Source organism: Caminibacter pacificus (assembly GCF_003752135.1).
GTDB classification, from domain to species: Bacteria; Campylobacterota; Campylobacteria; order Campylobacterales; family Nautiliaceae; genus Caminibacter; species Caminibacter pacificus.
Genome location: NZ_RJVK01000006.1, coordinates 1 through 26,707 on the forward strand (window position 1 = coordinate 1; position 26,707 = coordinate 26,707).

At 30.1% G+C, this 26,707-nt stretch carries 29 protein-coding genes; 27 read left to right on the forward strand and 2 right to left on the reverse strand.

Translation table 11 applies throughout. From position 1 onward, the window contains the following. The first annotated feature begins 132 nt into the window (after positions 1-132). The 27 genes from EDC58_RS09425 to EDC58_RS09555 all read left to right on the forward strand — a co-directional run bounded on the left by EDC58_RS09425 (position 133) and on the right by EDC58_RS09555 (position 25,878). Positions 133-1,800: a hypothetical protein gene (locus EDC58_RS09425; RefSeq protein WP_123353271.1), complete on the forward strand. Its 1,668-nt coding sequence runs from the start codon at positions 133-135 to the stop codon at positions 1,798-1,800. Positions 1,801-1,942: 142 nt separating this feature from the next. Beyond that, entirely contained in the window at positions 1,943-2,221 is a 279-nt protein-coding gene (locus tag EDC58_RS09430) for an HU family DNA-binding protein (protein WP_139932284.1), read from the forward strand. Continuing rightward, the gene (locus EDC58_RS09435) at positions 2,218-3,078 is read left to right on the forward strand and encodes a thioredoxin domain-containing protein (RefSeq protein ID WP_123353272.1); all 861 of its coding nucleotides are present in this window, start codon (positions 2,218-2,220) and stop codon (positions 3,076-3,078) included. The genes EDC58_RS09430 and EDC58_RS09435 overlap by 4 nt, the downstream gene beginning before the upstream one ends. Further along, the gene (locus EDC58_RS09440) at positions 3,078-3,899 is read left to right on the forward strand and encodes a hypothetical protein (protein WP_123353273.1); all 822 of its coding nucleotides are present in this window, start codon (positions 3,078-3,080) and stop codon (positions 3,897-3,899) included. The genes EDC58_RS09435 and EDC58_RS09440 overlap by 1 nt, the downstream gene beginning before the upstream one ends. A gap of 280 nt (positions 3,900-4,179) precedes the next feature. After that, on the forward strand, positions 4,180-7,392 hold the full coding sequence (locus EDC58_RS09445; protein WP_123353274.1) for a ligand-binding sensor domain-containing protein: 3,213 nt from the start codon (positions 4,180-4,182) through the stop codon (positions 7,390-7,392). A 4-nt stretch (positions 7,393-7,396) separates the two neighbouring features. Continuing rightward, on the forward strand, positions 7,397-8,755 hold the full coding sequence (locus tag EDC58_RS09450; RefSeq protein ID WP_123353275.1) for a hypothetical protein: 1,359 nt from the start codon (positions 7,397-7,399) through the stop codon (positions 8,753-8,755). Between the two features lie 96 nt (positions 8,756-8,851). Further along, a complete protein-coding gene (locus EDC58_RS09455) occupies positions 8,852-9,565 on the forward strand; it encodes a hypothetical protein (RefSeq protein WP_123353276.1) in 714 nt (237 codons plus the stop codon). Further along, positions 9,558-10,208 (forward strand): hypothetical protein, encoded by a 651-nt coding sequence (locus tag EDC58_RS09460; protein WP_123353277.1) that lies wholly within the window; start codon positions 9,558-9,560, stop codon positions 10,206-10,208. The genes EDC58_RS09455 and EDC58_RS09460 overlap by 8 nt, the downstream gene beginning before the upstream one ends. After that, positions 10,201-10,809, forward strand: coding sequence for a hypothetical protein (locus EDC58_RS09465; protein WP_123353278.1), 609 nt, complete (start codon positions 10,201-10,203; stop codon positions 10,807-10,809). Before EDC58_RS09460 ends, EDC58_RS09465 begins: the two co-directional genes overlap by 8 nt. Positions 10,810-11,193: 384 nt before the next feature. Continuing rightward, entirely contained in the window at positions 11,194-12,516 is a 1,323-nt protein-coding gene (locus EDC58_RS09470; RefSeq protein WP_123353279.1) for a KH domain-containing protein, read from the forward strand. After that, complete coding sequence (locus EDC58_RS09475; protein WP_123353280.1) at positions 12,513-12,992, forward strand: hypothetical protein; 480 nt, start codon at positions 12,513-12,515, stop codon at positions 12,990-12,992. The genes EDC58_RS09470 and EDC58_RS09475 overlap by 4 nt, the downstream gene beginning before the upstream one ends. 53 nt (positions 12,993-13,045) lie before the next feature. After that, complete coding sequence (locus tag EDC58_RS09480) at positions 13,046-13,288, forward strand: hypothetical protein (RefSeq protein WP_123353281.1); 243 nt, start codon at positions 13,046-13,048, stop codon at positions 13,286-13,288. 198 nt (positions 13,289-13,486) lie between these two features. Further along, a complete protein-coding gene (locus EDC58_RS09485) occupies positions 13,487-15,280 on the forward strand; it encodes a phosphoadenosine phosphosulfate reductase domain-containing protein (protein WP_170151144.1) in 1,794 nt (597 codons plus the stop codon). Between the two features lie 52 nt (positions 15,281-15,332). Then, on the forward strand, positions 15,333-16,286 hold the full coding sequence (locus tag EDC58_RS09490) for an LPD29 domain-containing protein (protein ID WP_123353283.1): 954 nt from the start codon (positions 15,333-15,335) through the stop codon (positions 16,284-16,286). A 73-nt stretch (positions 16,287-16,359) separates the two neighbouring features. Further along, complete coding sequence (locus EDC58_RS09495) at positions 16,360-16,752, forward strand: HEAT repeat domain-containing protein (protein WP_123353284.1); 393 nt, start codon at positions 16,360-16,362, stop codon at positions 16,750-16,752. A gap of 21 nt (positions 16,753-16,773) precedes the next feature. Continuing rightward, positions 16,774-17,658 carry a hypothetical protein gene (locus EDC58_RS09500; RefSeq protein WP_123353285.1) on the forward strand — a complete coding sequence of 295 codons (885 nt, stop codon included), beginning with the start codon at positions 16,774-16,776 and terminating at the stop codon, positions 17,656-17,658. Between the two features lie 85 nt (positions 17,659-17,743). Further along, positions 17,744-20,509, forward strand: coding sequence for a hypothetical protein (locus EDC58_RS09505; protein ID WP_123353286.1), 2,766 nt, complete (start codon positions 17,744-17,746; stop codon positions 20,507-20,509). A gap of 118 nt (positions 20,510-20,627) precedes the next feature. Next, the gene (locus EDC58_RS09510; protein ID WP_123353287.1) at positions 20,628-21,098 is read left to right on the forward strand and encodes a hypothetical protein; all 471 of its coding nucleotides are present in this window, start codon (positions 20,628-20,630) and stop codon (positions 21,096-21,098) included. Between the two features lie 18 nt (positions 21,099-21,116). Then, positions 21,117-21,653: a metal-dependent hydrolase gene (locus tag EDC58_RS09515; RefSeq protein WP_123353288.1), complete on the forward strand. Its 537-nt coding sequence runs from the start codon at positions 21,117-21,119 to the stop codon at positions 21,651-21,653. Positions 21,654-21,663: 10 nt separating this feature from the next. After that, positions 21,664-21,987, forward strand: coding sequence for a hypothetical protein (locus EDC58_RS09520; protein WP_123353289.1), 324 nt, complete (start codon positions 21,664-21,666; stop codon positions 21,985-21,987). A gap of 1 nt (position 21,988) precedes the next feature. Continuing rightward, the gene (locus EDC58_RS09525) at positions 21,989-22,594 is read left to right on the forward strand and encodes a hypothetical protein (RefSeq protein ID WP_123353290.1); all 606 of its coding nucleotides are present in this window, start codon (positions 21,989-21,991) and stop codon (positions 22,592-22,594) included. Positions 22,595-22,891: 297 nt separating this feature from the next. Next, positions 22,892-23,296, forward strand: coding sequence for a hypothetical protein (locus tag EDC58_RS09530; protein WP_123353291.1), 405 nt, complete (start codon positions 22,892-22,894; stop codon positions 23,294-23,296). An 81-nt stretch (positions 23,297-23,377) separates the two neighbouring features. Beyond that, on the forward strand, positions 23,378-23,749 hold the full coding sequence (locus EDC58_RS09535; protein WP_123353292.1) for a hypothetical protein: 372 nt from the start codon (positions 23,378-23,380) through the stop codon (positions 23,747-23,749). 3 nt (positions 23,750-23,752) lie between these two features. Next, the gene (locus EDC58_RS09540; protein WP_123353293.1) at positions 23,753-24,169 is read left to right on the forward strand and encodes a hypothetical protein; all 417 of its coding nucleotides are present in this window, start codon (positions 23,753-23,755) and stop codon (positions 24,167-24,169) included. Continuing rightward, positions 24,169-24,396 (forward strand): hypothetical protein, encoded by a 228-nt coding sequence (locus tag EDC58_RS09545; protein ID WP_123353294.1) that lies wholly within the window; start codon positions 24,169-24,171, stop codon positions 24,394-24,396. Before EDC58_RS09540 ends, EDC58_RS09545 begins: the two co-directional genes overlap by 1 nt. Before the next feature lie 2 nt (positions 24,397-24,398). Beyond that, a complete protein-coding gene (locus EDC58_RS09550) occupies positions 24,399-24,734 on the forward strand; it encodes a hypothetical protein (RefSeq protein WP_123353295.1) in 336 nt (111 codons plus the stop codon). 19 nt (positions 24,735-24,753) lie between these two features. Further along, complete coding sequence (locus EDC58_RS09555; protein WP_123353296.1) at positions 24,754-25,878, forward strand: tyrosine-type recombinase/integrase; 1,125 nt, start codon at positions 24,754-24,756, stop codon at positions 25,876-25,878. Between the two features lie 5 nt (positions 25,879-25,883). On the opposite strand, the gene EDC58_RS09560 is transcribed toward EDC58_RS09555, so the two are convergent. Together EDC58_RS09560 and EDC58_RS09565 are read right to left on the reverse strand one after the other, a co-directional pair. Next, the gene (locus EDC58_RS09560) at positions 25,884-26,288 is read right to left on the reverse strand and encodes a hypothetical protein (protein ID WP_123353297.1); all 405 of its coding nucleotides are present in this window, start codon (positions 26,286-26,288) and stop codon (positions 25,884-25,886) included. 1 nt (position 26,289) lies between these two features. Then, a complete protein-coding gene (locus EDC58_RS09565; protein WP_123353298.1) occupies positions 26,290-26,607 on the reverse strand; it encodes a hypothetical protein in 318 nt (105 codons plus the stop codon). Positions 26,608-26,707 lie beyond the last annotated feature (100 nt).

Sequence of the window (26,707 nt, forward strand, 5' to 3'; positions counted from 1 at the left end):
CAATCAGTATTGATAATAAGTTTCCAACAACACCAAACACTTCCGTAGAAGATAGCGGGGGTGTAAATACAATCCAACCTATCGAAAAAGCACCGGTTGGAACAATTTCAATTAAATAACAAAGGAGGAGAGATGAGAGTTAAAAAAACGATTTTAAGTATCGCAACGGCTGCGGTTGTTATGACGGGACTTGCACCTATGCAAGCACACGCAGGAGATGTATATTCAACGACCTTACAGGTCGTTAGACAGCAAAAAGTTGATAATTTGGTTAAAAGAATTGCGGACTTAAGCAAAAGAGTGCAAGACTATATTTTACAAACGGCTGACACCACACCGACATTAAGTGAGGTTGATAGGTATTTTGGAATTTCCGATTCGGTGTGGAAGAATTATGAGGGTGACCCTCTCAAAATGGAAGTAAAAAACAATAGTATCGTAATTAGTAATATTTTTTCATCATCTCAAGAGCCTCAAGAGGTGATTGATATGTTTTTACACGACCCGTTTATGCCGCCAACGGCAACTGCTACGTCAAATTCGGTAACAATTCCGCTTGACGCAACGACGGTTACTTTTATGAATAAAGTAAATAAGTTAAAAACATATCCGGGTGTATATGTAGGTATCGGAACACCACCTTCAACTGCGACAAAATGGTATCAGCCTGACGGGCAGGGCGGATTAATTCTATATATCAAGCAAGGTACGAGTTGGACGACAATCGGTTCAGCCGACCAAAATAGCGGTGCTATTGTGGTTGATAGCGTAGATGACCTAAAAAATATCCCGGCAAGTATCGGAACTAAGGCATACGTTAAAAACAGCGACGGAACACTTGACACTTACATCTATGACGGAAAAGAATGGAGCAAACTGAATACCACATCGGAAGCTGATGAGCCACTAAGCTCACCAACAAACCCTATCGCACTTGCTTGTAATTATGGTGACCCGAAAATGGATGACCTCGCCGTTGAGGCGATAAAAAAAAAGACGGGAAAAGCAGAGCTGTTAAATGCTTGGTTTAAATTTTCAAACGGAGTTGTTAAATACGTTAATTGGAGTACTTTAAAATTCGTATTGTTACCCGGCAGTAAAGTATGTTTAGACGGGAAATGCTATTCTCAAAGCTCTTCGGGTAATATTGGTATGAAAGTATATCCGGGAGCACTGCCGGGGGTGATAACAGATGCAAAAAGAGCTTATGGATTGCGAGTATATATTACATATGGTGGAACAGCTAAAATAATTACAAAGTTATATAATGGTTGGTATAAATATTATGGACAATATGATGTTTCTTATGAAATAAGAAAATTTTTACCAAAAGGTTATTATTACTTAGGAACATCATTATTTCCAACTCCTTCAGTATATATAAAAGATTACATTAATGGAAATAACGTTTTTACATTTACAACAACTAAAAAATACCCAGCTATAGTAATAAGTAGAACATTAACACAATATTGGTATGTATCAGTTTTTGATGGTGCTTTCGCAAGTGCTTTAAAAGCGCCAAAATTTTATGTTAATTTTTTTACCCCAAATGGATTATATATGTGCCATTTTCAATTGCAAGGAGCTAAAACAACATTATACACTTCATACTTAGAAGGACCATCATACAAAGTTTATGGATACTCTATTACGAGACCTTATAATGATTATCAAACACATTTAGCCTACTACGGCAGATACATCGGAAACGATTGTACGAAAAACATTTACTACAACGTTCCAAAAGCTCCGGCAGGACATTTCTATTACGGGGCAGGTATTGCATATCTTCCATAAGATAACTTAACTAAAAACTCCTCTCTCCCCTTAATTTTCTCAAATTTTTTACAATTTTCCTACAAAATCCATTCTACAATTACGTTGCTTAGCACTATTTTTCTATATAATAGTTTCGTAAATTTCATAAAAAGGAGAGAGAATGAAATATACGGAAATTATTAAAGCTATCGCTAAGAATACAAACAAGCCTGAAAAAGAAATTTCCCGAGTTTTAAAAGAGTTTAAAAACATAGTGATAAAAGAAGTCGCAGAAGGAAACGAAGTAAATATTCTTGGATTTGGAAAATTTTATCGAATAAAAATGAATCCGAGAGAGTTAAAATTGGAGGGTAAAACTTACAAAGTACCTGCTCGTTTTGTGCCTAAATTTAAAGCAGGAGAAAAATTTAAGAAAGAAGTTAATAAAGGGAAGAAATGAAAAAAAGTATAATCGTTCCTATTGCGGTTATTTTATTATCTTCCGTTTCAAATGCGATAGTAATCGCAAATCCGGCAACGTCAATAGTTGTGTTAAATTCACTTAACAAGTCATATACGGATAAAAAAGATGTTATCTTAAAAGATAAAAAAGCTTTAGAGCTTTTAAAGCCTTTTAAGGAGCAATACAATAAGCTTTCCGCCATTTTGGAATTAGGTAAGGTTGAATTAATTGCAAAACCTACCGAATACGGATATATTAAATTTGAAATTATCCCAAAAGAACAAAACAATACGGCGGCTTTTGTGTTTTATGAAACAAAAGATAAAAGCCGTTTAATTTTTGGGGATATTGTCTTAAAAAACGGGAAAGTGTTAAGAGGAGGTATAGTCAAACTACCTCATCACTACACAAAACAGGAAATCCAAACTATTAAAAACGGCATATCTTTTACATACGGAGAAGGGAAAAAAGATATTTACATCGTAACAGACCCGGAATGTCCGTTTTGTAGAAAATTTGAAAAAGAGTTTGGCGACAAACTTGCTAAGAAGTATCGTATTCACGTAATTTTATATCCTCTTCCGTTTCATAAAGACGCAAAAGCTATGAGTTACTATATTTTAGCGGGTAAAACCGATACTGAAAAAGCTGAAAGATTTAAAAAAATACTCTCAGGCAGTGATGTTTGGAAAAACGTAAAATATAACCCGGGAGTAATAAAAAAAGAGGAAATAAAACTTGAAAAAGCCCAAAAGGCGGTTGAGGTGTTAAAAGCACCCGGAACACCAAGTATGTATGATTCAAACTTCCAACCTATCCAAAACCCCAACGAGCTTTTAAAAGGCGGCAAATAATGAAACGTTTAGCCGCCGTTACCATTTTACCTACTTCAACCTTAGAATTAACGCATAACGCAAGGGACGGGGATAAAAAGGTTGATTCGTCCATTTTTCCAAAAGATGAGAACGTTGTTATACCTGCCTCTTCTCAAGAGGCTAAAGAGAGATATAAAATATTAATAAAAGAGAGAAAAAAGCTCTATGAAGAAAAATTTAAAAGAAAATTACATCCAAAAACAAAAAAACTGCTTAGTGCGGTTGTGGTGCTGGATAAACATCACACAATTGAAGACGTTAAAAAGGTTGCAAAATATTTTGAAGATAAATTAAACACAGACGTCATTCAAATAGCCCTACACAGAGACGAGGGCTATATTGATGAAGACGGGAATAAAGTAATTAATCACCACGCCCATATAGTTTTTTTAGGCTTAGATAAAGAAGCAAGGTCTGTCAGAAGGAAAATAGATAAGAAATTTTTATATCAACTACAAAAAGACGTATCGGAAATGCTTAATATGCCAAAACTTCAAAACACTCCAAAGCTCGCTCCGCACGTTAATCTTAAAAAAATAAACTTCGAAAAAAAGATTTTAAAAGAAAATCATACATTAAAAGAAAAACTATACGAAATGGAACAGATAAATAAGCAAAGAGAACAAGAATATACTCAGCTACAAGAAAAATATAAAAAAGCATTTCAAGAGCTTGAAAAGCTCAGGAAAGAAATTATTGTTTTACAAAATGAAATTAGACAGCTGCAACAAGAAAATCAGTTGTTAAAAAAAGCTTATAATAATCCTCTAAAAGAAAACTTAAAACTTCAAAACGATTAACTTTTACCCATAAAGTTTTAAGGATAAAACCCCTTGACAAACATCTCCATTAAGTATATAATAAGTAAAAAGTAAGCGCATTGAAAGTATCGAAAGGGGTAAAAAACAAATGAAATTAAAAATTCTTAACTTTCTCTTACCTTTCTTACTTTTATATCTTCTTTACACTCTCTTTTTGTTTATTTTGTTTTTCTAAAACTCAACCGCACTTTTTCCTCTAAATTTCCTCCAAAATAGAAAAGTTGCCATTATAATTGTCTAAAAACTAAGGAGTATTGTAATGGCAAAACTTATAATCGACCCAAATGATTCGAAAGGTTTTAGATTTTATTTAAAAACAGAAGAGGGCGAAACTAAGCTTGATAAGATATTACAAATTGAAGACGGAAAATTAAAAACAAAAATTACAATGGACGGGGTTAGCGCAAATTTTATTACACCGGCTACGTTAGCGTTAGTATTACCGCGCGATATAGAAGAGGCTAAAAAAGTTTTAGAAGAACATCCTGAAGGAGTATTATACCTATCCTCGATTACAAGTGAGAGTCAATATCACACAATCGACGAGATTGAAATTAAAGACTTTAAAGCAGATTTTTCAAATACAAAGGCTAAGACGGAATTAAAAGCGTATGAAACTCCCGAAAGATTTTTCGACTTTTTAGGCTCTCTTATTGAAGATGAAATAAAAAAAAGAATATTTTTAGAGGATAATATAACTAAAATTGAAACCCTTATTCAAAAAGACAAAGATTTTATGGGAAAAATTACAACCAAATTGCAATTTGTTCCTATCGGACAAATTAAGGATGCTATTAAATACCTTTTAAATGAAAACGATTTGAATATGAGTAATTTTGCTGAGGATTATGTAAAAGTAGCGGAAGAAATAAAAAAAGAAGAAAAATTTTTTAACCTCATAGAGGATTTGAAGTTCTTTTTACAAAAACCCCTAAAAGAGCTACAAAGCGAAAATGTAATTCAGGAAATTAAAAAAGCAAAATTAACCCCTCTTAAAATTGAAAAAATCGGAATTTTTGACCCTCAAGCGGGGAGCGGAAAAATACTTGATATTTTTAAAAACAAAGGTATCAATTCAGCCCTTTTAGGAACCGAGTTGAGGGATATTCAAAATAACGACCCGGATTATAAGGTTATTACGGGTGTCAATTTTTCTATCCATAAAAACGTCATTAAAGATGTGTTAGAAAGTAAAAAAAGTCATATTCCAAAAAATCTTATTTATTATCTAAACCCACCTTATACTAAAGACGATGAGGTGGCAAAAGATTCTATTCAATCATTGCCTGATAACGCTTTCGTAATGGGATTATTTCCTACAAAAATGGCTAAATTTCTAAAAAATATCCTTAAAGGTATTATTTTTGAAATACCAAAAGAGCTTACAGGCTATAATGATTCAAATGCACCTGAAAATTTTTTGTTTATTTTTGGGGTAAAACCTTCAAATAATCAACTATTTAGCGGGGCTAAGTATTACAAAGTCGATAGTTACGAAAGTATAAAAAAGATAATTGACGAATTTTTGCAAGACAACTATCTTGTAGATTCGAAGTTAGACGAAATTCTTACATATTACAGAGCCGAAAGAAACTTTGATTCGTTTAAAAATTTATTACAAAAAGCGATTCAAGATAATGAAGAGCTTTATAAAAATATAGAACGATTAAGGGAAAGTATAAGCATTGATTTAATCAAAGAGTTTTTTTCACCTATAAATAGAGCTATTAAAGGCAAAGTATTTCAAGATTCAAGATTTTTTGTAAAAGATGATAAAGATGAAAAAAAACTATCTTTTTTTGAAGTCGTGCAAGATTTAACACTTCTTAATTTTTATAAAAACGTTATGCCTGAAACGTTTAAGCTCATTCAGCTTGTCGCAGAGAAAATTAATTATAAACTTCCTCATATGGAAGACAATTTCCGTCACTATAAGCTTGGGGATAAGTATGAGGGAGAAAAAGACTTAGTGACAAATAAAAACTTAGGTATGATGAAACTTTATTATTACCCTGACGTAATTGATATTTCCGAGCAGTATTCTAAAGACCTCTTATTCAAAATCGTCAAAGAAATTGCCGAAGATAACAAAGTTAATGTAACTATTGACGAAGAAATCGAATTTAAAAAACTTCTTCAAAAAGCGGATAAGCTTGTTTTTAAGAACGAAAAAAGCATATCCCTTGAAGAGGGAATTTCTTATAACAATGAGGTATATGTATTAACCGATAAGTTTGGATTTGACCTTGCAAAATTATCTTGTAACGTAAATGATTTTTTTAAAAAGTTACAGGAATACAATTTATTTAACTTTGACGACTTTGTAGATGAGGTTGAAATTTCAAACGAAAAACTTGAAAAAGTAATTAGTAGATTTGAAGAATATATGAAAAATGACGTAATTGATTCTATTTTAAGATTTAATTTTAAAATAGGAACGTTTGAGGGATTTGATGAAGAAGCGGAGTTTCAAGAAGTAAAAACGAAGTTTATAGATGAAATTATTGCGTTAAAAAACAAAAACGTAACTCAGTTACTTGAATTTGCGGATAAATATAAACTTATTGAGTTTTTCCAAGAAAGAATTGTTTTTCCTGACTTTAAAAGACAATTGAAAAAAGAAATGGATAAAACATTTCCTATTAATAACGAAGAAGTTAAAAAGAAAGTGTATAAATTTATCGTTCAAAGTTACGAAAATAGAGAAATTACCTTCTTCGAGAACGAAAGGGGGGCTTTCTTTAATGAGTTAAAAAAAGCTCTTAAGCAAAAATATGAATTCAAAGACGAAGATTATGAAGATTTTATTTTAGCCGTAACCGATGCCTTAACTGAGAGATATAAAGCAAAAAGAGCTATTTTTACGGGTTACGCAAAGCTTGCGTTAATTTTGAAAAATTATGCTAAACTCATAACCGCTAAGAATTTTGAAGAGAAGAAAAAAATATTTATGACCGATTTGTTTTTAAAAGCGTTTGGATTAAAACCTCATCAGGCAAAAGAAGCGTTTAACTATTTGGAATTGTCTCCAAATAAAAAACTCGAAATGCTGTTTTGGGAGATGAGGGCAGGAAAAACAAGGGCAATGCTGGCAATAGGTTTTCTGCTTAGCTTATATAAAAACGAAAAATTCCAGCTTTTAATCGAAACGGCAAACACTTACGATATTTCGCAACAAATTTTGGAAAGTTTTCCATTTTTATTCGTTGATGCGGGTATATATACTCCGTCAGGTGATTTGCCGTTAAACGATGTTTATGAATCGATTATGTATGAAGAAATAATTCCGAATATCCCCGTATATACGCAAAAGTATCTTATCGGTAAAGGTGATACTGCGGACATTATTAAAAAGAACTTCTACAAAGATTTTATGGAAATTAAGAAACTGATTGATTCCAACCCCGATGAATATGCTAAAATTTATGAAAAATCCGATTTTGCGGAGATTTTAAAAGTTTGTAGGAGGTAATAAAATGAATAAAGATAAATTACTCGAGATAATTAGAAACTGCGAAGAGATACCTGAGAACATAAATGAGCTTGGCATCTCTTTTGATGATACTGACGAGAGAGCCTATGAAATATTTATCGCTAACGATGAGATTTTATCATCTGTTATAGACGGAGAGACATTTGAAAGTTTGTTTGCGGATGCGGTACATAATTCATTAGATGAAGTAATAACCCTTTTGGAGGAAAAATTCGGTTCTTATTTTTATTATACGAAAGAGGTAAATAAAGAGATTTTCAAGGCGTTAAGGGATGCGCCTCTTATAAAGATATATAGCGATAATATCTTTAATGAAGAAGAAATTAACAAAATGTTGAGTAAAGAATATGTAACTTTTGATAATGAAGAATACCTAAAAGATTATTTGTTTGAATACCCTTTTTATAATTTGTTTAACAGGAAGCTGTCATATATACTTGAAGACGCAATAAATGCCGCAAGAGTTGAACCGCTTGAACTTGCCATAGAAGATGAGGATACAAATGAGCTTTTAGCTATTGATTTTAGAAAATTTTTTCAAAAACTATACGATGGCTGGAGTGATTTTGTATATAAAAAGTATGGTTATTTGCTTGAATATGAAAATCAAGCTGAACTAAACCTTAAAAATGTACCCGGTATTATTATAGATGTTTTAAAAAAATATAGGGATTTGAATGTATTGTTTTTTGATATCGACAAAGAAAGTATTGAAGTTAAAGATACTGACTATATTCGTTCCGATAAAACTATTGAATATCTTAGTAACGGAATGGTTGTTTATAATCAAGAAGGATTATATTTCAAAGTCTTTAAAGATAAAAAAAGTTTTGAGAATTGGAGAGAAACGGGAGAAGAAAAGTATATATTGTCCGAGTTTAATGATGAAAAAGAGCTTGACGAATATCTTGGTATGTTTTCTTTAATTAAGATTAGCAGTATGGACGGACTAAGTCCTGAGCCTAACATATTTATACTCAATCCTAAAGATTTATTAACAAGGTTACAAAAATATAATAATGGTGCAAGAATTGAGTATCTAAATGAGTTTTTATACGAATTACAAAAATATAAACTGCCTGAATATTTTAATTATAAACCCGATATTATTCTTGCGTATGAAGACGGAAATATAAAGGTAAAAAATAATTCGTTTTTAACAACTGAATTATTTTATTTAACGAATTTATATAAAGAATACAAAAACGGAAAAATTAATAAAAAATTCTTAGAAGAAACAATACGCTCTTTAAACGATAAAGAGGTAGAAAATTTTATTTTTCCTAAAATAAAAATTAAACACGAAAATCAAAATTCAAATAACTTAACAAACAATATGTAACACCCCCCGATAAATTCCCGGGATTTTTTTTCTTTACCCCCTTTAAAAAGCTATGAAAAAATATTAAACTTATAAAAGAAAACATAAAGGTTGATAATGATTTTAAAATTTCAAAATTTAGACGGCTCTTGGGAAAAAAGAAAAGTTGTTTTAGAAAAGAAAATAAAAGAAGAAACGGAAGATTTATATTTTCGTTATGCAATATTTTCTTTAATTATTATCTTTATTGCATTACCGGATAATCTTTTTAATTTTATTCCGTTCTTAGATAAAGTAGTGTTTGGTATTAAAGTTGTTTTATTTATTATTCTTTATAGAAAAATAGATAGCCTTTTATTTACGACTGAAAGGATAAAAATAAAAAACGAAGAAGAAAAAACTTTTTATCTTAACAAAGTTAGTTTTTTTACTTATTTTAGAAAGAAATACCCTTTAGTATATTTCTTTAATATGTTTTACATATTCGTAATGCTTACGAGCTTTAATTTTTATGGACTTATGTTGTTTTTATCTATTATAATTATTGGCGCTCTTTTTTATAAATTTAAGTTACCTATTAAATATCTAAGTTATTTTATTTTTACTATTTTTTCAGTTTATCTGATAGCGACTTTTTTGTTTGTGTTAAATACGGGATTAATTAACGCACTCGAAATACTTATTAATATAAGTGTTACACTTATAACGTTTTCGTTATTCTTATACATTAACCTTTATATATTCTATGAATATCAGATGAGTAATGTTTATATGCTTAAGGATAAAGAAATCTTATATTATGTAAATGTAAAGGAGGAAGAAAATGAGTAAAATTACAATTACACCTGAGCTTATAGAAAAAACTTTATCAGAATACGCAAAAATTAACAATCAGATTGTTAAAGAATTTGCAAATAACGATAAAGTTGTTATAAAAAAGCTTACTGAAGAACTTGACGTAAATAAACAAAAAGAAAAATTCAGATTCTATTTACTTATTACTATTTTGTTAATCGTTCTTGATTATGTTCTTAATGCCGATTCATTTTTTATCTATGTCGCTATCATCCCGGGATTAATTGCGTTATATAGACTTACAGCCATTAAAAATGCGAAAAGAGCATCGAAAAATGAGGCTTTATTAAAAGAAAAAATTAGAGAATTTTTTGAAAACTCTCAGGAATACGAAAGACTATTAGAATCAATTCAAGTATATGCTTCTATTCCGCCAAATAAAAAAGTTATTGAAAATTACGGGGTTATTTCTGCCGTTGATATTGAGGATTTAAAAGAAGAAGCGGCAAGAAAAGGAGCAAACGCAATTATAAACTTCTCAGACAATCGCCAAGTTGTCTCAAAAACAAGTTCCATAGGAAGTCACGTATATTCCACAGAGGTGACGAGAGGAGAAGTGCACGGCGAGGCGGTATTTTTAGTTGATGTAGATGTTAAAGAAGAAGGTAAAGATGATTGAGAATGCAATAAAAAGACTCCAAGAAGCTTATAAACAAGGGCTTATAATATATCCGAGAGTCGATAACGATTATCTGAGGGGCACCCCTTATGCTTTTTTTCCGCATCCGCCTCTAAGAGTGTTTGACGAGTTTAGCACGCCCTTAAAAGAAAAGGTTTATCCGCTTGATAAAGATACGTTATTGTTGTATCTGTGTAATAAAAGAATTATTAAAGCCTCAATTGCTCAGGCAATGTACAATTTTGCCGACAAAATATTTGACAATAACTTAGAAGTTAAGAAAGAGCTTGAAAACGATATAAAGCACAGAAACAAAGAATATCATAACTTCTTAAGCGAAAATTCATTAACACCAAGCAGTTTTTATGCTAAATACTTCTTTGCTCCAAGACCTTTTTATACTTATAAAATAAAAAATAAAAAACTTAAAAAACCCGAGCCGGAAAAAGACTTTATGAAAACAAAAACAAAGATAATCGACTATGAGCTTGAATTTAAAGAAAGAAAAAACTTTTTTGAGGCATTGGAGGATTTTCAGAATAGAAGACGCTTACAAAAGTATCTATTGCGTCCTTCATTAAAAATGCTAAATGATTGTTAGTAAGTGAGTCGGGCAAGCGTTTGAGTGTGTAAATAAGAAAACACACAAGAGTGCGACAAGAGGGAACGCAATGCGGTGAAGGGGGCAAGTAGCCGCAATATATTAAAAATTTTATGTTCTTCGATAAGTTAATAATTTTCTGTGTAAATTTATCCCAGTGTTATTTTATGTTGTGTCAGGTTTAAAATAAATACAAATTTTTCCATTTTACTTCTGTTTTGCTTCTTTTTTGCTTGACATAGTTATTAAAATTGTTTATAATACTCTTATTAAAACTCTTGATAAGGATGAGAGATGGCTGAAAATACAATAAAATAGAGTAGAGTGGGCTTAATTAAGGACTTTGAAAAGTCTTTAATTAAGCTGATTAAAAGGGGATAGAATATGTATCTTTTAAGAAAAGAAAAAAAAATAGATAATAAATTATTAGAGATTGTTTCAGAGTTTAAAAAAATAGAAAAAGAAAAAATAACAGATGTTAGGGTAGTTTCTACAAACTATTACCCTATTTCAAAAGAAAAAATTGAAAATGTTAATGTAAAAGAAATAATTGTTGAGTGGGTAGATAACACAAAAATGATAATGATCGGTGAATATAACAATTTCTACGGGATTAAATTTGTATTATCCCTAATTGAAAAAGAGGGGGATAATCTTTTAGAAAAAGACGGCGACTTTTATCTTTTAAGCAAAAAAAACAAAGAAAAATTAAAAGAATATGCCCTTAAAAAAATAAGAAAAGGACTTACTGATGAAGTAAAAAATAAAATTGCAAAAAACATTGCGGATTATCCTGTTTCTTTTACAATTAACCTTAATACTTTTGAGTATATTATTAAATATCATCCGGTAGATAACTATTGCGGAGATGAGTGGAGGGGAGGGGATTGTTTAAGAAGTGTAGTAGATGATAAAGTTGTTAAAGAGGATAAAGGGCTATTAAAAATAGAAGATTTTTATCCTTTATTTACCCTCGAAGAAATTATGCAATTTTTAACTCCTTTAGGGAGAAAAAGGGCTTTAAGTATTAAGCCTGAAGAATTAAAAAAAGATAAAAAATTATATAAATATGCACTCTCTTTAATAAAAAAAAGCGCACAGGAGGATTATAAAAAATATATACAATATTTACTTAGAAAAAAAGAAGAAAAAAACACAATAAAAGCCTTTGAAGCTTATAGAGCTTTAAGAAAAGAAGGTATTAAAATTGAGAAAAATGAAAAATTTGAAAAGTGTTTAAAAGCCAAAAGTTTTTTAATACAAAATGGAGGAAACTATTTTGTTACAGATGATTTATTTTCTAATAGCTACGGAGAAATTTTAGAATGTTTTGAAGATGATGTTTTTCTCTTAAAGGATGCACTTAAAAGAATTGATAACAAATTAAAAAATACAATTATCGAAAATATTTTAAAAGAACTTAATCTTAAAAAAAATCAAAATTATTTTGTATGCGATAATAAATGGAGAGAACTTGAAGTATTAAAGGAATTAAATATTCTAAATATTAAACAATATGAAGCACAACTAAGTAAAAAATTTGATTTAAGATTTTACATTGTCATAAATGATATTAATAATCCTGAATTTGTAAATAAAACTAATTACGCAACGGGAACATTGATAGGAAAGGGTGGCAGCAGAATAAAAGAGATTGCAAAAGAAATAGGAGTAAAATTTATTAAGTTAGTAAAGGAGGTAAAATGAGTGAATATAGTGTAATTCTAAACCTTACGCAACATAATGCAACAGAAGAACAAAAAAAAGCGGGGGTAATTGATTTACCTTCTGCTTATCAAGAGAAATTAAAAGCTCTTTTAACTTTTAATGAACTTCCACAATGTGAGGAAGTTCAAAAAAGAGCAAGAGAAATATATGATTTGGTTATCGAATTTTGCCTTGATGAAAACTCTCCTGTGAGAGATGAGGTAAAAAGTATGATAACAGGAGAAATAAAAGAAGATAAATTGTATTTAGATGAGAATGAATTTAAAAAACTCAATATTGCTTTTATGATAGGCGGTGCCTTGTGGCTAATGAAGCCTTTAGTAGAAGAGCTTGAAAATATTGGAACTCCTTTATTTGCCTTTACCAAAAGAGTTGTAGAAGAGGTTAAGAAAGAAGACGGCAGTATTGAGAAAAAAGCTATTTTTAAACACGAGGGATTTGTCACTGCTTGTTAAAATGCTTTTCAGTAAAACTTTTTTAACAAAAAAAAAGAAAAAGGAGCTAAAAAATGATTTTTTCGCTTAACAAAGTAACAAAAACGATTTCTCACCACAAAGAGACTTGCCGTGAGGTTGTCTCTTTTTTAAGAAAACACGGACTCTCTTTAACCGAGTTTAAAGAAAAAAGAGACGGGGTTGAGGTTGGAAAAAATCAACTTTGGATAGAAGAAACCCACTTCTCAAAACGCCTTGCCGACTTTTTCTTTAACGGCAAGGATTATGGTAAGCTTTATTGCTCTAAATGCTTTTAAATTAAATAAAGCGGCGCGGAGCTTGGAGTAAGTTGCGTCTTGGGCAGATAAGTTGCGTAGCGACTTCGCGCCGCCCCGGGCGACTTGTGCGCCCGGTCATCAGGGCGAGAGATAAAAACTTCTTGACTTTCCCTTTTTAATTTTTCTCCTCTAAAATAGAAAAGTTATCCCTATAATTTTTAAAAAAAGGAAATGCGTTTGACTGATTATAGGGATATAATACAAAATATCAAAAACGTAGTAGCTGATTTTTTGCAAAAAGATTATGCTATTTCTGTTGCTTTTAGTGGTGGCAAGGATAGCACTTTAACACTTATTTTGTTTTTTGAGGCTATAAAAGAATTTCCGCTTCAGTTTTTAGAGAATAAGAAAATAAGCATTAATTTCTCCGATACCTTAATGGAGTTGCCGCAATATGAGATATATGTCATAGAAACCCTTAAAAAAATTGAAGAATATATACAAAAGCAGGGCTGGAATATAAAACTCAATAAAATCAAACCTGAACGAAAACACAAGTTTTTTAACTTAATACTCGGAAAAGGGCAAACGCTCCCGAGACGAGACTTCCGATGGTGCACGGATAGATTAAAGATATTGCCTCAGGAGAAACTTGAGGATATGGAAGAGAAAAAATTAACGATTATAGGAGCAAGGAAAGAGGAGTCAAATGATAGAAAAAAAAGACTTGAGAAGAATAGTTCGGAAGAAAATAAATATATAAAGAAAGTTAATGACAATAAATATCTTTTTGCTCCTATTGAAGATTTAAAACTTGAAGACGTTTGGGAGGGAATTTTTCTTTTTTCTCAAAATTCTTTCCAAACAGACCCACAGGAATGGATTAATTTTACAGACATCTATAATCTTTACAAATCCGCCACAAGCAATAAAGATTTGTATCCTGATGCGCGCTTTGGTTGTTGGTTGTGCCCTTTGGTAAAAAAAGACCAAACCTTAATGAATTTAGTTGAAAAATATCCTCAATATCAACCTCTATTGGAATTTAGAGATTTTATTATGAGTTATCAAACGATATGGAGTAAAAGTCCTCATTTGCCCCCTCTTAGGGACATATATAATCATCGTAATTTTAAGGTAAATTTATACAAAATAAAAAATCATCGTCAAGGTATGATTTCTCCCGGAGGTTATTCTCTTGAAACAAGAATTATGTTTTACGAAAAATTATTGACCACTTTAAAAGAAGTAAAAAATTTAGATAAAAAATTTCCTCTTAAAGTTTATTTGGATGAAGAAGATATTAAATATATTCAAGAGATTTGGTTTTTTGAGGGAGACTATAATTTAACTGCTTATAAAAAAGCTAAGGAAATTTTAGAAATTGATATTAACTATACAAATCTCTCAAAAGAGGTTCGCTTTTATAAACAATTTTTGTATTTATATACTCATTATTACTGCCCTTATAAGGCAGATGAAGCAAGTTTTTCTGATATAAGAGATGAAATTCTTATTATGAAAGAATTTGTAAAGATTAATAAAATAGATATTAAAGAAATAGATTTAATGGATAAAGTTTATTTTGGAGATTTAATCCATTCATATGCTACCGCAAGAAAGTTTATATTTGAAGAGTTAAGAGAAAAAGGTGTGTATTTTAGTGATTCGTCATTTGAGTATAAAATTGCTGAAGAATGGTTTAGGGATGAAATAAGTTTTTGGGTTTTTGAATACCTACACCGCAAGGGATATGTAAAATTTGTAGAAGACAAAATAAGACCTGATTCTCTCGAGAGATTTTATAATGCTCTTGAATTTATGAAGGTTGCTGACTCTGTAGAGGCGGTTGAAGAGAATCCTTTTTTAACAATTGAGGAAAAAATTGAGTTTATGGAACTTAACAGAGAGGGAATTAATAACTACAAAATATATCTTGAGAAGATAGAAAAATACTTTGACGAATTATATGCCGAGAAAAATGAGGAGCAAGAATATCCAAAAATTTCTCAACTTTCTCTTTTTAGCTGACCTATGAAATAGAAAAGTTATTCCTATAATTTTTAAAAAAAGGAGCGACAAAATGCCTTATCTACCAAAAGAAAAAATTGCTGAAATAAGAAAAGAACTTAAAAAAACCTTTCCGTTTATAAAATTCTCTGTTAAACAAAAGCCAAAATCTTCCGGTGTTGATATAGTTATAAAAAGTAGTAAAAAAATAAACTTTGGCGATATGCTCGTTGGTGAGTTTTATCCAAAAAAAAGTATCAATCATTATTATATTATGCCTCGTTATTTTAATTCGTTTCCTAAGCAGGCTCTTATTTTGGAACAAATAAAAGAAATTGTTGCAAGAATAGGGGGATTAAAAACGGAATACGAAGATGTTGATTATGGAAGTGTTCCTACATTTTATTTAGCAATCTCCATAGGCTCTCTTAAAGAGCCGTATATTTTTGAAGACGGATACCCTCTTAAAGTAGAACAGCTTATTCCACTTGAAAATATCCCGGTAGGTGAGAAAGTTTCGGAAGATGAAATAAGGCTTAATAATCCAAATGCAATGAGGGTTAATTTCTTAAACGATTTAAACGCTTTTCTTACCGCAAATGGAATTAAATTTGGTGACCTTCAAATCAGTTTCTATACCGACCCTGAACATAAAAGATTGATTTTTAAAGTGGATAATTATACTCACGCAAGGGAAAAACTCTTTGAGTTTTTAAATGATTTTCATTACAGATTAAAAAACCCTACCGGAAATCAGGAATATATAGAACTTGATGATACTTATCTCGTTGCAGAATATAACTTAAAACAAGAAAAGAAAAAAATTGAGGAGGATATAAACTATTTTTATTTAACTAAAGCATTTGGTTTTCTTAGAAAAGGAGAAATGATTGATTTAGAAGTTAAAAGACTTATAAACGATGTATTTTGGGATAATCAAAAACTAAGAGACGACCTCATCGAAAAAGTTGAAAGTTATCAAAAAAACAAACTTGAAAACTCAAACGGAATTTCACTTTCTCTCTAAACTCCCCCTTTTTCTCCTTTGCAATAGAAAAGTTTGTTTTATAATTGTCGCAGTAACTAAATAGGAGTAAAAAATGTTATGTACTTATAACGGATTGGAAGTAATTCCAAACATTAATTTAAAATTTGTAAAAAATTTTGCAAATCAAAAAGAGCTTGAAAGATATGCAAATAGCAATTGTGTTGAAATTAGAAAAGCCGTTGCAAGCAGCTACAACGTTCCTGTGACTTTACTTGCAAAACTTGCAAAAGACCCTGACGTTGAGGTAAAAAAATCGGTAGCAATCAATCCGAATACACCAAGTTATATACTCGCAAAACTTGCAAAAGACCCTGATAGCGAAGTTAGAGAGTTAGTTTTGTATAATTTAAATACGCCAGAGTTTGTTATAAAACATCTTACAAACGACCCTGATAAAAAAGTTAGGGAGGAGGCTAAAAGTATGCTTAGAATTTTAAATAGCTAAATAGAAGTGAAAGGAGTAAAAATGAAAGAAAAAATAACCTTTGGTGAGCTTTTAAATTATTATAATTCAGATAATAACTATGTCGTTTTAGATAAAATGGAAACTAAAAAAGCAGTATATCTACCAAATTGTGTTTATTTTGATAAAGAAGATTTAGAGAAATTTAAAGAAAAGTTTGATATTGATGTAAAGAAATTATATTTTGATGAAAAAAATCTTTTTTCCGTAATTGAAAAAATTGAGGAACAAAATGAAGAAAAAGCCGAAGAGATTAAAGATTTTTTAAGAGAATTACCTTATTTGCCTCAGTATAAGCCGGGCTATTATTGCGAAGATATAATCGCTCAAGAGGATTTGGAAGGACTTGGCGATGTTATTGTTTTAGATTTAAGTAACGGGATTTTAAATGCACCGGAAGATTTTAATGATGTAATGGAAAATTATTATTTTTGGTGGGACGGAAAAAATTGGAATTCTTCAGAAATAGGTTATATGGATGAGGTTTATGCGGAAGAAATAGATAGCAGAAAAGATAACAATCTTATTTATACTTATTATAAGGCTTTTAATAATCTAAGGTTTAGAGTAATTGACACTCCTTACATTGAAAGTTTGCCTGAGATTGATACGGAATGGGGTGATTGGGAAAAAATTGAAGAGAAACTTGGTAATATTAATCGTTATATTCGAAAACTATCTCTTAAAACAGAACTTATTAATAACGATAAAGGATTTTTTTATCTCACCGAAACATATCAAGACTATAAAAAAGGGATTTTATCGTTTGACGATTTAGAAATGATTATACAAAAATCCGATATAAAAGATAATATAAAAAAATCACTTATTGACACTTTAAACCCAAATAGTGTAGATAACTCTCCTTCAAATTCTCCGACTATCTAAATTTTTCTCTTTTTTTTATTTTTTCTCCTTTTAAGTAGAAAAGTTGTCTTTATAATTGTAGAAAATCAAAAAAAGGAGTCAAAAAATGAGTGAAGTAACAGAAAGAAAACCATTTGGTAGAGTAATTTTATCTTATTCAAACAAAGATAAAACTCGTATCGGTAATCCGAATTATATCGGTAGAGAGCTGTTTAACCCGGCTGAGGCAGTTTTTACACAGAAAATTGAAGATACAATTCCGGAACTTAGAGAACTTATTAATAAAGCAGAAGAGCCTATCGGGGGAGAAGTGTTAAAAGTTCTTGACACAATCTCTATTAATGATATGGCTTTTTTCACCATTGGTGAGAATGGCTATATTTCAGTAATCGACAAAAGAATCAATAAACCGGTAAAGACATACGAAGTTGAGCTTGACAAAAACGGCAGAATTACTACAACTATTAAACAAGAAGTTGATGCAAACCTACAAATTATTCAACCAAAAATCGAAAAAGAGAAAGTTGAAGAGTTTGCCATAAATACCGCAAACGTTTTTGCAGACTTAAGAAAACACGTTGATACTCACGCATTTGTAGCGGAGTTAAAAAAACATAATCTTATTGGAGAAAACGGAGCGGTTGAGCTTGATACGCTTGCAAAAGCCTTTCAATTTATTCAAGCGGTTATTAAAGCCGCAGAAAGTAACCCTGACGAGTTTATTGCGGCATTTAACGAGAAGTTTCAAACAAACGTTAAAACTCTTGCAGAGATTAAAGAGAAGTTTAATTACTTCGTATTAACGGGGCTAAAACTAAATGATGTCCTAAAAGTTGCATTTACGCTTGAAAAAATGAAAGGTAAAACTCAGGAAGAAATTGACAATATTCTTAAAGATTATAGCGAACAAGACAGATTTTTTCTAAAATCTCTTGCGGAAGCATTGCAAGAACTTATGGACTTGAGTGTCAGAAAAGCGAACTATATCAAAGTTGCTTACAACGCAAATGGGCAAATTGTTTTATTTGACAATAAGACACTTAATAGTATTGGAAACGGAGAGATTCATAGTGACCTTGGATTTGCGGAACTGACAAAAGAGGTAAGAGAAGCATTCGCTACAATCGAGAAATATCATAGAAAAGCACAAGATGAAGATTGTCCTACTCTTGAGGAAGCTCAAGAGGCTGAAAATATTTTAAGGGCAGCTATTGAAGAGCTAACAAAAGAGGATAACTCACTTTACGTTGAAAAAGTTGTGTTGCCTACAATTAGAGAGGCAGACGTTGTAAGTCTTGGAGGTGATGACCATAATGCTCTAAAAGCGTTTCAAGTGCTCTTTGATTTTTATATGAAAAAAACTTTTAAACAATTTATAGAGAATAAAAAAGATGCGCTATATAGTGATGAAGTACTTCTTACAAAACCCGGGGACGACGGGAAAAGACGCCTTAGATACAACTCATATGCGACACTTGAAAAATACGGAATTGATATTCCTGAGGAATTAAAAGATAAAAAAATAGATAGTTATGTAATTGTCGCTAAATTGCCAACCATTCCGTCATATAGTAACGACTTTTATCTTAAAACAAAAAGTGCGATAATCGGTAATGTCTATATGGCAGGCGATAAAATTGTTGATATTAAGTCCGGAACAGCTTACTCACAATACCTTAAAACATACGCAAAACTTGGAAATGTGCTTTTGGGTATCGCAAATCTTGAAGACCCGAAAAAAGCAAAAGACTATGCTATTGAGTTAAATAACATTATCAAGTTTCAGGTAAGAACACGCGACGGAATTAAGCCGCTTGAGAATGTTTCAAGTGAATACAAGAAGTTTATCAAAGCTATTGAGAAACCTATCTTAAGAACGCTACAAAAAGCATTAAATGACGGGAATATCGAAGAGGCTAAAAAGATTATAGAAAATGCTGGAAATGCGCCAGCTAAAACACCTGTAAAGGTACTAAGTGAGTTTTTAAAAGCATACGAAACATACGCAAAAACAAATAGCATTTATACTAACAATACTATCGCTTTTGCATTAAAGAGTAAAAATGTAGTGAATGCGTTAAAAAGCGGTAAAGATTTTGAAGAACTAAAAGAGAGCTTAACTAAAAACGAAAGAAAACTTTTTGGTACGTTTAAGTCAAGATTTTTTGTTTTAAAAGATGCAATTATTACTACACTTGAAAATGACAAACTAAAAATTGCAGAAATGGACGGAATTGATGAAGAGAAAAAACAATATCTCGATATTGAGTCTGTTGCTAAAAATATGAGTTTCATTCTCAATGGTAATGTTAAAGGAAAACTTTATTACACAAAAACAGAAAACAATCAATTGATTATCAATCCGTATTTAAGTGCAAACGGGTTTATAACCGGGGTTGATAATCCTGTTGAAGCGAAAACAGAATTCGGCATTACAAATTATACGCTTAACAAAGAAGTTTATAACACTATAATGCAAAGACTCGATGAATTTACAAACAATAATATGTTTATCTTGCAAAAGAAAAACGAAGAAACAAAAAAACTTATCGAACAAAACAAAGCGGCGTATGCGAATACGCAAGGAATTTTCGGAGACAAAGCTCTTGGAAATAAAGTAAAAGTTCAGTTAGGAGACATTGCGCCTACTGAGGTTAATATAAATGTTTCGGAAAAACCTCAAAATGATATTCCTGCTGAGGTTGAAGAGTTGCCAACTCAATATGAGGTAACTGATGCCGATATTGACATTGAACTTGATAACGACGATAACATACCTCAACCGGGTGAAGACGAAGATATTGACATTTTGCAAGTAGCAATAAACGAAAAAGAAAATACGCAAGCTCCAAACCCGATAAATAGTCTTTAATTTCTTCAACTCCTCGATATTTATCGGGGAGTGTTGAAATTGCTATAAAAAATTTCTATAATAATATTTAGCGGAAAACAAACGGAAAAACGAAAAAAAGAAAAGAAAAAGGACGGCTATGACTTTGTTGTTTAAGAAAGATTCAGTTTATCTTCCTGAACTTTTACAAATAGTTAGACAAACACCAAAAAGCCTTAAGTTACAAGGCACGACACAGGTAATAGAACAGCTACTAAGAGCAGGGTATAAACACTTGCTCTCAATCAAACAAATTGATGAATTAGCGCAATACAAAGATTTCATAACAAATCTTGAAAATACAATTTATTATGATGATATCAAAGATATTATGATACCCCGTCCGGTTTTGAATGAATATTTTAATAAGGACTATTTAGTCCCTAAAAAATTGCCTGATGTGGCAATTAACAGACATTTTTTAATCGAGGAATTAATAGAGCCCTTGAGAAATAAGGGGGTGGTGAATTATCTTGGTATTAAACCCAGCAGAGATGATATAAAATTTTATGATGATATTGTTAAGGTCAAAAGAAAAGGTAAAATTTTACATTTTGGTGTTTGGTATTAGTATTAGAGGAGGGGAGAGATGACTTTTAGAGGACATATTATACTTGCTACAAGTGTATCTTTACCTTTTATAAATGCAATTTTTCCTTATCCTTCAGCTCAGTTTTATTATGCTATTGCAGGAGTGATTTTAGGTGCGCTTCTGCCTGATATAGACGAACCGGGTAGTTATATAGGTAGAAAAATCCCCATTATTTCTTTTCTGATAAGTTTTTTTGTTAAACATCGAGGTTTTACTCATACGATATTTTTTGCTCTTATACCTATCTTATTTGCCTTTTTAGTGCCGTATTGTTATTTTTGTTACAATAGTTTTTATAATTTTAATATTTTTTATTTGCAGATATTTTTATTTTTTATTGGTGTAGGGTGTATTTTGCACGATATAGGGGATATGCTTACGAAAAGCTGTGTAAAGTTCTTTTACCCTATCTCAAACAAAACTATTTGTATAGCTCCCAAAAGTTTAAGGTTTAGAACGGGGAGCATTGAAGAAAACATCGTAGTACTTATTCTTTTTGTATTGCTTACAACCGAAATATCTTTAATTGTTTAAAGGACTATATATGAAAAAAATCATTATAATAGCTATGTTTTTTTCTTTTTCGTTTTCTTACATTTGCCCTATACATAACTTTGAGTCAAATTCATTCTCACAAAAAGCCACAACCTCATCGGTTATACAAAATCATAATCAAAAGATACGCAATAGCTTGCAAAATCTTATAAAAAAAGAAAAAGAATTACAAAAAAGACTTAAGAAAAAGCTTGAACTTTCAAAAAAGCTTGAGGTTTTATATAAAAATATCCTTTTGGAGAAAAAAAAGCAAGTATTTATTTTGGATAAAATACAAAAACAGAGTGCTTATGAAATTTTAAAGGAGAAGTAAAATGTATATTGATATATTTAAAGTAAAAAATTACAAAAAAGTCGAAGTTATGGAGGGAATTTACGCCTCAGCCGGGAGTTTTATGCTTGAGATGAGAAATTGTTTAAAAAGAGAGTTCCCGGAAGTGTATTTTGATAATGATGAAACATTGCCGGCAAAAAATATCGGTTGTTTCATTTTCGGACAGCCTGATAAATGGAAGTCTGTCCTTGCAATAAGATATGAAAATGATGATAATAGTAAAGAAACAGCCGATATCATTGTCAGACTTGATAAATATAGATGTCCCGACTCTTTTAAAATAGGGACAATTATAGCGGTTAAAATGACTCTCGAAAAACTTAAAGAAGAGGGGATTATTGAAGATTTTGAAAAAGCAGAGGGATATTATATTGCTTTCTTAGAAAAAGAAAGAGAAAAAATAGAACAGGATAAAGGATTTTTTTATCTCACCGAAACATATCGAGACTATAAAGAAGAAATTTTGACTAAAGATAAATTAAAATATATAGTTTCTCAGGTGTTTGATAATTTTGATATCGAGAAATTTTTAACAAAAGAGCAATATACAATATTAAAAAAACCAACCCGTTCAACTATAAAATAAAAAAATTAATAGTAGAGCTTATTAAAAACAAGAAGGAATTCAAAAAGTGCGATTGTTTTCCAGCCCAATTTTTATTATATAGAATAGAGAAGATTGAAAAAAAATTTAAAGAAAAAGGAGGAAAAGAAGAGGGCTTTTAGCAAATTCAACATATTTTCTTGCTAAAAGAATATATAAAGCAATAGAGCCCACAATCAATAATTAATATAAAATCCATTTAGAAAATGTTACCTTTTCTACGAGGTTATAAGGTTGTTTTAAGTTTAGGGCGTTATAATAATAAAAAAAGGAGCTATAATGGAAACGGTATTTACATTTAATGATTTAAAAGAAATGACAGAAACTTTTTGGGAATTACAAAAAGATTTAAAAGCTATAAGAGAAAAATACCCAACTTGGAAAATCTCAAACAGAACTAAATTGTATAAAAAATATAGAAATTTTGAAGTTCAAGGAGAAAAAATTGTAGATTATGTTAGCGGAAATCATTTATATTTATATAACGTTAAATTTAAAGGACTTGATAATTATTCTTTTCGTTTGGTAGATAATAAATTAATTTTAAATCAGCCGTGTTGTAGTTATGAAGGTAATTTTGTAGTAACAATACAAAATTGCAGTGAAGTTAAAAATAGTCAATTAAAAACTCTTATTGATATTGAAGAGCTTGGTGTTACTGAGTTTGTTTTGAAATGGTTTTGATTTTTATAAAAATTCAATATAGTAAAATAATTACTGATAATATTGACATAATAAAGAAAATAAAAAAATTAAGGAAAAAGAATGAACAGCTTTAACGAGATAATTTTACAAACATATAATGTTTTAATTCCGTTTTTTGTTAAAGATTTTGCATTATATTTTGGTTTATCTCTTTATATGTTTTTTTTCGTATTTTTTATTAAAAGTAAAAGAATCAAACTTGATAGCAAAATAGTTACCCTATTTGGAATTATAGGACTTTTTTACTTTTTATATTTATGGTTTCCTTTAAGTCTTCATATCCCGGAAATATTAAACCCGTTTAAAGCAAGTTTTTATGGATTATTGGGAGGAACAATAGGAGAATGGTTGGAAAATATTATAAAAAATAAAAAAAACAGCTGGAGTGATAATAAATTTGAGTATCCGTCTAATATTTTTAAGGAACAATAAAAAATGAAATGGAAAAAAACCTGTAAAGCCTGTATTTATTACGCATATAAAAAGCAAGGCAGAAGATTTTTTAACGTATGCACTCTTTTTAATAAGAGATTGTTAAGTGAAACAGAGGATATTTGCGAAAATTTTAAGCAGGAAAGAATAAAAATAAATAAACAAGAAGCTGAAACATTAAGAAGAATAGTCGCTTTTGCAAAAGCATACGGGACTATTTATACCACGATGTTGACTGATATTAATATGGCAGAAGTTGTTAAGGAAGCGGAACAGATAAAAAATGATAAAGAGGCGGAAAAAAAAGTTAAAAAATATATGAAAAAACTTACAAAAATAGGTTTTTTAACAAGACCTAAAAGAGCAAGAACATTAATGGATTATTACGCAGTTTGGTATGAATTAATAAGGAGTAAATAATGTATATTGCTTATGATATAAGAAAAATACCCGTTATCATAGATGAATTTCATCAATATGGTATTGAAGAACACGAGCTTTATATTAAAACTCCATATTTAACAGAATATGAAATAAAAAAAATAAAAGAAAAACTAAATAAAAACGAAACTTTTATAACTTTTGACGGAAAAGGTGATGAAAAAATAAAAAATGAACTTATAAATTTTATAAATACAAGAAGATAACAATGAAAATAATAGTATTATTTTTAATAAATAGCTTTTTATTGTTTATTACAGGGAAAATAATTTATATTTTGTTTTTTTCAGACAAATTGGAATATGAAGAATCGAGAGAAAAACAAAAATTTAAAGATATGTTATATTTCTTGCTTTTTGTTTTCTTAACGGAAATAATATTTTACTATGAAAGTATTAAAAACCCTAAAATAGCATTTCTTGAAAGAATACTTTTAACTTTTATAGATGAAATCATTTTGTTTTTTGGATTTTTAAGTTTATTGTTAATTTTTTATATTTTGTTTAATTTAATAAATATTATGTTTGAAATAATGAAAAAATAAATAAAAAAAAGGACGATAAATGCCACGCTTTAATCTTAACGCTAAAGACAATATACACGATACCCTATTCTTTTGGCTACAACAATATACCAAATTTAAAGCAATGATTCTATCGCTTAAAAACGCAAACGAAGAACAAATAAAGACGCTTATTAAACAAATAGAATACGCTAAAAACTTTAAAGAACTTCACGAAATTATGAAAAAATCAAAACATATATCTTCAGCATACGAATATTTTATTAAAAATTACAAATTTACGCAGTGGCTTATAGAAAACAATGCAATCGAAAAAATGGAAGATATAGATACTTTCTTGGTAATTGAGTTTTTAACGCAAATAACGGCAAACAAAAGCAAATCAACGATGGAAAATTACAAAAACGCAGTTATAAATTTTTTAAAGTTTATTGAAGACAATCTATCATTAAGAGATAGCAATTTTTCCTTTAAATTAAAAGTATCGAAATGGCAAAGCAATTTGTATCGCTTAAAAGACAAAAAGCCCGACTATTTGTGCGAAGAAGAGATAGACAGATTGCTTGAAACGATAGAACAATACGAATTTAAAACGGGAAATACTAAAAAACCAAGCGAATATCTAAAAGCGTTATATAGACTTACTATTCAGTTTGCCTTATTCGGAGGATTAAGAATAAGCGAGATTGCAAATTTAAAGCTAAAAGACATATATATTAATAAAAAAGATGATATTATGGAAGTATTTATCGAAGAGAGCAAAAACCAAAAAAGCCGTGTAGTATCCATCCCCTATTCCAAAGGAAAATATACGATTAAAAAAGCATACGAGGAATATTTGGAGAAAAGAAAAGATTTTCTAAATAGTTTGGAAGAGCCGTGCGAACTTGCAAAAGAATATTTAATAATTACGAATAAGTGTAAAAAAATATCATCGCAAACAATGGAAAATATTTTAAAAAAATTATTTTTAAAAGCGGGAATATTAACAACCAAAAAAGGTATGCACTTATTAAGGCATACACACGCAAGTCTGTTTTATAAGAAAATGCAGGATGTTTTGCTTTTAAAGGAACGATTAGGACACGATAATATAAGAACTACGATGAGATATACGCATTTGGATGAAGAAAAAATGAAAAAGTCGGCTGATGCGATGAGATAGTATTGTTATCGAGAAGTCTTTAACAATTTCTTCCCTTCTTTTGAAATAAAAGTCTGTTTTTTTCTTTCTTTTTTAATTTTTTCAAACCATTCGATTGTTTTTTTAGCGATATTTTCAATATCGTTTATAATCTTTTCGATTTCTTCTTGAGAATATTCGGTTTTTAAATAAAGTCCGCCCGTTTCGTCTTTTTCTTTTGGAACAGACAATCTTTCTTTTAATGCTTTTAAAATTGATTCAAGCTCTTTTAAAGTATCAAAATAAACGTAATTAATGTAATCTTTGTTTTTCAATCCCGCCATATACGCTACTTGGGGAGAAATTCTGTTATCTCCCCAGCATTCAAACAAATATCTTTTTGCTTCTGAATTGGTAGAATTTACAACCACCGAAATTTTATACTCTAACATTTTAAGCCTCCTCAAGTTCATCGCCAAATTCTTTTAAAAGACTTTCTTCTTCATGCCATTTTTCAAGAAGCCTTATAGCTTCTTCTTTAGAAATAAAATATTTTTTCTCACCCCCCGCCGATGTTCTGGTTGCAATCTGTTCGGCATATTTCGAATTTGCTCCACCTTCACCAACAAGGAGATAATTACCTTTTGCTGTTTTATACAATTCCTCCCTTACATAATTAAAATCACTTGGGTTTGCAAATTGATAAACACCTAATAGCGTAGCTTTTTCTAAATCAACTTTTTTCCCTTTTACTACAATCCAATTTGCCATTTTTTGCTCCTTTTCATTGTTTTGTTACTTAAATTATAACGAATATTATTCGTTATGTCAAGGGTGTTTGAAGATTTTTTCTAAAAATTTGTAAATTATT